This is a genomic window from Pseudomonadota bacterium (assembly GCA_010028905.1).
GTDB lineage: Bacteria > Vulcanimicrobiota > Xenobia > RGZZ01 > RGZZ01 > RGZZ01.
On the sequence record RGZZ01000405.1, the window covers coordinates 1 to 4,560 of the forward strand.

Annotated in this window: 4 protein-coding genes; 3 read left to right on the forward strand and 1 reads right to left on the reverse strand. The window is 67.5% G+C overall.

What is annotated here, in order from left to right; translation table 11 throughout:
• A partial coding sequence (locus EB084_20015; GenBank protein NDD30552.1) for a hypothetical protein occupies nt 1–371 on the forward strand: 371 nt, incomplete at its 5' end.
• 241 nt (nt 372–612) lie between these two features.
• On the forward strand, nt 613–1,728 hold the full coding sequence (locus tag EB084_20020; GenBank protein ID NDD30553.1) for a hypothetical protein: 1,116 nt from the start codon (nt 613–615) through the stop codon (nt 1,726–1,728).
• 87 nt (nt 1,729–1,815) lie between these two features.
• Here the strand turns inward: EB084_20020 and EB084_20025 are convergent, their stop codons facing one another.
• Nucleotides 1,816–2,478 carry an SAM-dependent methyltransferase gene (locus EB084_20025; GenBank protein ID NDD30554.1) on the reverse strand — a complete coding sequence of 221 codons (663 nt, stop codon included), beginning with the start codon at nt 2,476–2,478 and terminating at the stop codon, nt 1,816–1,818.
• 97 nt (nt 2,479–2,575) lie between these two features.
• Between EB084_20025 and EB084_20030 the strand changes: the two genes are divergently transcribed.
• The coding region (locus tag EB084_20030; GenBank protein NDD30555.1) for a hypothetical protein at nt 2,576–4,560 on the forward strand (1,985 nt) is incomplete at its 3' end.

Sequence of the window (4,560 nt, forward strand, 5' to 3'; positions counted from 1 at the left end):
CGACCTCACCCACCGAACCGGCGGGCAGCGCGCGTGCCGACGAAAGAGACGCACGGGCGGCTTCCCCCGCGGTCTCCGGCGAGAGCGAGCCAACTGTGCGCCCGCGTGAGGCTGACGCGGCGGCGTCGGCAGCCCCCGCGGCACCCATCGATTCGCCGTCGCCCGCCGCTTCGCCGGTCGCAGACGCGCCCGCTGGCGCCACTGCTAGCGCGAAAGGCAACGGCGGCGACGGTGGCGACCGGGTGGTGAAAGCGCCCCAGGCGTTCGCGCCCTCATCTGGTCTGGGGCCCTTCGGGGGGGAAGAGTACTTCTTCTTCGATGACGCGCGCCCCGGGACAGAGCCGCCCGCCGAAGGCGAGACGAACGCCTAGAGGCCCGGCCGAACAGGTCGCGCCTGCCGCGGTTCGAGGCCGGACGGTCTCCCGCTGGCGCGTGCTCTTCTTCGACAAGGGTGTGTCTTCGTGTTGCGATGCCCCTCCGCGCCGCAGTTTGCGTTTTTTTAACAAAACGGTCACCACTTCCTGACGCTGCCTGACTATACTGTCGGTGACCGAGGCCGCCAGCACGACACAGAGACGCGCCTCCACAAATACAGAGGAGCCTTCCCCCCCGATGAATGTCTCGACCTCTCCCGCCCAGCCGACACAGGCGAAATGGACCGTTCTGCTCTACTCTGCCGCCGACAACAACCTCAAGTCGTACATGCTCGACGACGTGAACGAGATCGAGGGCGTTGGCTCTGATTCGTACACCAACCTCGTCGCCCAGGTCGACACCGGCAAGGCCTGCAACCGCTATCTCCTCCAGAAGGACGGCGATCGCTCGAAGATCAACTCGCCTGTGGTGGAGTCGCTCGGCAAGGCCAACATGTCTGACCCGCAGACCCTCGCCGACTTCATCTCGTGGGGGGTGAAGAACTACCCGGCGGAGCACTACATGGTGGTGGTCTCCGACCACGGCAACGGCTGGCGCGGCGCTGTCGAAGACGACAGCCACGGCGGCTGGATGAGCCTGCCCATGCTGCGCGAGGGCTTCGAGAAGGCCCAGGAGGCGACCGGCCGCAAGCTCGACATCATCGGCTTCGACGCCTGCCTCATGGCGTCGGCTGAGGTCACCCACGAGCTCAAGGACGTGGCCGACTACATGATCGTGTCGCAGGAGACCGAGGGTGCCGACGGCTGGCCCTACAGCCACATCCTCAACCCTGAGCTGCTGCAGACCGTGCAGCAGATGCACTTCTCGAAGATCAACGTCGAGCCTCGCGACCTCGCGATTCAGACGGTGCACCATGCGAGCAATGACCAGGGCGTGCTCCCCACGATGACCGCGGTCGACACCGCAAAGGTGCCGGCCATGACCGCCGCGCTCGACAACCTCGGGAAGGTCATCGCTGGCGGCAGCCACGGCAAGGCGCTGGGCAAGATCGCGGGTGAGACCCAGTCGTTCACCGACTACAAGGACGCCTTCGATTTCGCGCAGCGCATCCAGGACAGCCGCATCCAGGACATCGACCTGAAGGCGGCGGCCCAGGGTGTCACCGAGGCTATCTCTGACGCGGTGATCGCCGAGGAGCACTCCGACTCGTACCCGCGGGCGCACGGCATCACCGTCGAGCTCTCGACCTGGGGAACGCCGAGCGGATACACCGACACCAAGTTCGGTCAGGAGACCGCCTGGCCGCAGGCGCTCGGCAAGCTCGCAACCGAGCCGCAGCAGAAGCCGGCCTGACCCCCATCCACGCCCCCGCTCGGGAGGCGTGCGCGGTAGACCGAGGGGCCGCACGGATGCGGCTCCAGCCTCGAGACGGCCTCGTTCTCAGCGCTTCAGCGCGAGGGTGAGGCCGTCTGCCATGGGGAGCATGCTCAGATCCACGCGCGCGTCGGCGTGGATCTTCGTGTTGAGCACGCGGAGGGCGACCGTGTCGGCGTCTTTCTCGTTCGGGTCGGCCACCTTTCCGCTCCAGAGCACGTTGTCGATGGCGATGAGCCCGCCGGGGCGGACCAGCTCGAGGCAGCGCTCGTAGTAGGCGTCGTAGCCCGACTTGTCGGCGTCGATGAAGGCAAAGTCGAAGGTGCCTCGCCCGCCCGTGGCCAGCAGACCGTCGAGGGTCTCGGTGGCGGGGGCGATGCGCAGGTCGATGCGGTCGGCCACCCCGGCCTCCTGCCAGTAGCGTCGTGCCACGGAGGTCCACTCGTGGCTCACGTCGCAGGCCACGAGGCGGCCGTCGGGGGGAAGGGCGCGTGCGACCGAGAGGCTGCTGTAGCCCGTGAACGTGCCCACCTCGAGCGCCTTGCGCGCGCCCATGAGTCGCACGAGCAGCGCCATCAGCTGCCCCTGCTCCGGGCTGATCTGCATCCCGCCCTGGGGAAGCAGGGCGGTCTCCTCGCGCAGCCGGCGCAGCACGGCGTCGTCGCGAACGGATACGGCTTGCAGGTATTCGGCCACCTGGGAGTCGAGGGCCCAGTGATCTCTGCTCATGAATCGACCTTTCTTGGGAGGTGCGTCTGGGGGAGACGGCAGGCTGGTTCGGCGAGATAGGAGTGAAGCCTGCCTGCTGGCGAAATCAGGCGAGGGCATGGAAAGAATCATCCAGAAACGCTATCGGGTGCTGCGCACGCTCGGCCGGGGAGGGCTCGGGGCCGTATACCTGTGCGACGATCTGCGCCTTCCGGGCCGTCAGTGGGCCGTGAAGCAGATGAACAGCCCGCACCCCGACATGTTCGATCGCTTCCGCGCCACGTTCGTGAGCGAGGCCGAGACCCTCTCGCAGCTGCGCCATCCCAATCTTCCCGACATCTCCGACTTCTTCGAGGAAGAGGGGCAGCTCTATCTCGTGATGGAGTACGTCGACGGGGAGAACCTCGCCGAGCACGTGCGGCGTCGGGGGGCGCTCGATGAGCGCGAGGCCTTCCGCATCGGCCGCACCCTGCTGGGCATCCTCGCGTATCTCCACCAGCATCAGCCGCCCATCATCTTCCGTGACCTCAAGCCCGAGAATGTCATGATCACGCGCACCGGGCGCGTGAAGCTCATCGATTTCGGTCTTGCTCGTCGGTTCGCGCCGGACAAGCGCGCCGATACCCTGCCCTCTGGCAGCGTGGGCTACGCCGCGCCCGAGCAGTGGGAGGACAGCGGTCAGACCGACGCCCGTTCCGACATCTATGCCTGGGGAGCCACCCTCGTCTATCTGCTGACGGGGAAGATTCCGTCGCCCGTGTTCCCCATGGCCGGATTGCGGGAAGACACGCGCCTCAGCCCTGCTGCCCGCTCTATCCTCGAGCGCTGCACCCGAGCGCGTCCGAACGAGCGCTTCACCGACGTGTCCGCCGTCGACGCAGATGTGCGCACCCTCATGCGAATCCTGGCTGTCGACGACGATGAGAGCGACGCGCGCGAGAGCGATGGCCTCGATGCGGGGCACGATCCGCCGCCCGTGGCGTCCCCCGCGATGGGAGGCGGTGCTTCTCGAGAGGCTTCAGCCGCGCTGGAACCGTCGTCGTCTTCTGATTCGAGCCGACGGTCGCCGGCGAACGCGGCGGCAGATGCTTCGGGGGGGGCTGGGAACGAGACCCGCCGAGGAGGCGCTTCACCGTCGGCGCCGGGTGGCGCATCTCTGGGAGGAGCGGGGGCGTCAGCGCGCGCGTCTCGTGTTCCCCGAGGACTCGAGCGCTTTGCCACGAGCAGCGCCGCCTTCGTGCTGCTCGTGCTGGCCACCCTGGTCTGGATCGGTGCCCTCGCCGTGGCGGCGACGCGTCATCCACAGGCAGGGCAAGAGACCGCTGCGCCGATCGCTCGTCCGGGCGTGGCCCCCTATCGACAGGCGCTGGCCGACGCCGGGCGCCGCGAGAAGGCGGTCTCGCTCTACGCGAGCGAGCACTGGGCGGAAGCCATCGCGGCGCTCGACCCGCTGGTCACCGAGACGCCGCAGGATGCCGAGCTTCAGATACTGTCGGCCAATGCCTACATCTTCTTGCAGAAGGCCCCCTATGTGCGCATCCCCTTCGTGGGCTCCGGCACCGGACCGGATGCGTTCGACTCGATGGTGCACCTCCTTGGCCTGGGGCTCGCCCAGGCCACCGTGAACGCCCGTGGCGGCATTCAAGGGAAGAAGGTGGTGATCGATGTCTACGACGATCACTCGCAGGTCGATCGGTGCATCGAGATCTCGCAGCAGCTCGTGAAGAACCCCGATGTTCGCGTGGTTCTCGGTCCCACCAACAGCCAGCGCGCGTTGGCCGTGGCGCCCATCTACAACCACGCGCGGGTGAGCCTCGTGGCCCCCACCGCGTCGTCGCTGGCCGTGTGGGACGCTGGCGCCTACATCTTCAGCGCCTCCGACTCTCGCCCCCCTCGCGTGAAGGCACTGGCCGATTTCATGGCCGACCAGGGCGTGAAGTCTGCAGGCATCGTGTGCGAGCGCACGAGCCGCCTGTCGCACGAGATGGCCGATGCCTTCACCGAGAAGATGAAGGCGCGCGATGTGCAGGTGTCGGTGCTCCCTCCCTTCCGTGAGGGGGAGTCAGACTTCACCGAGCAGGTGAACGCCATCGCGCAGGCCCA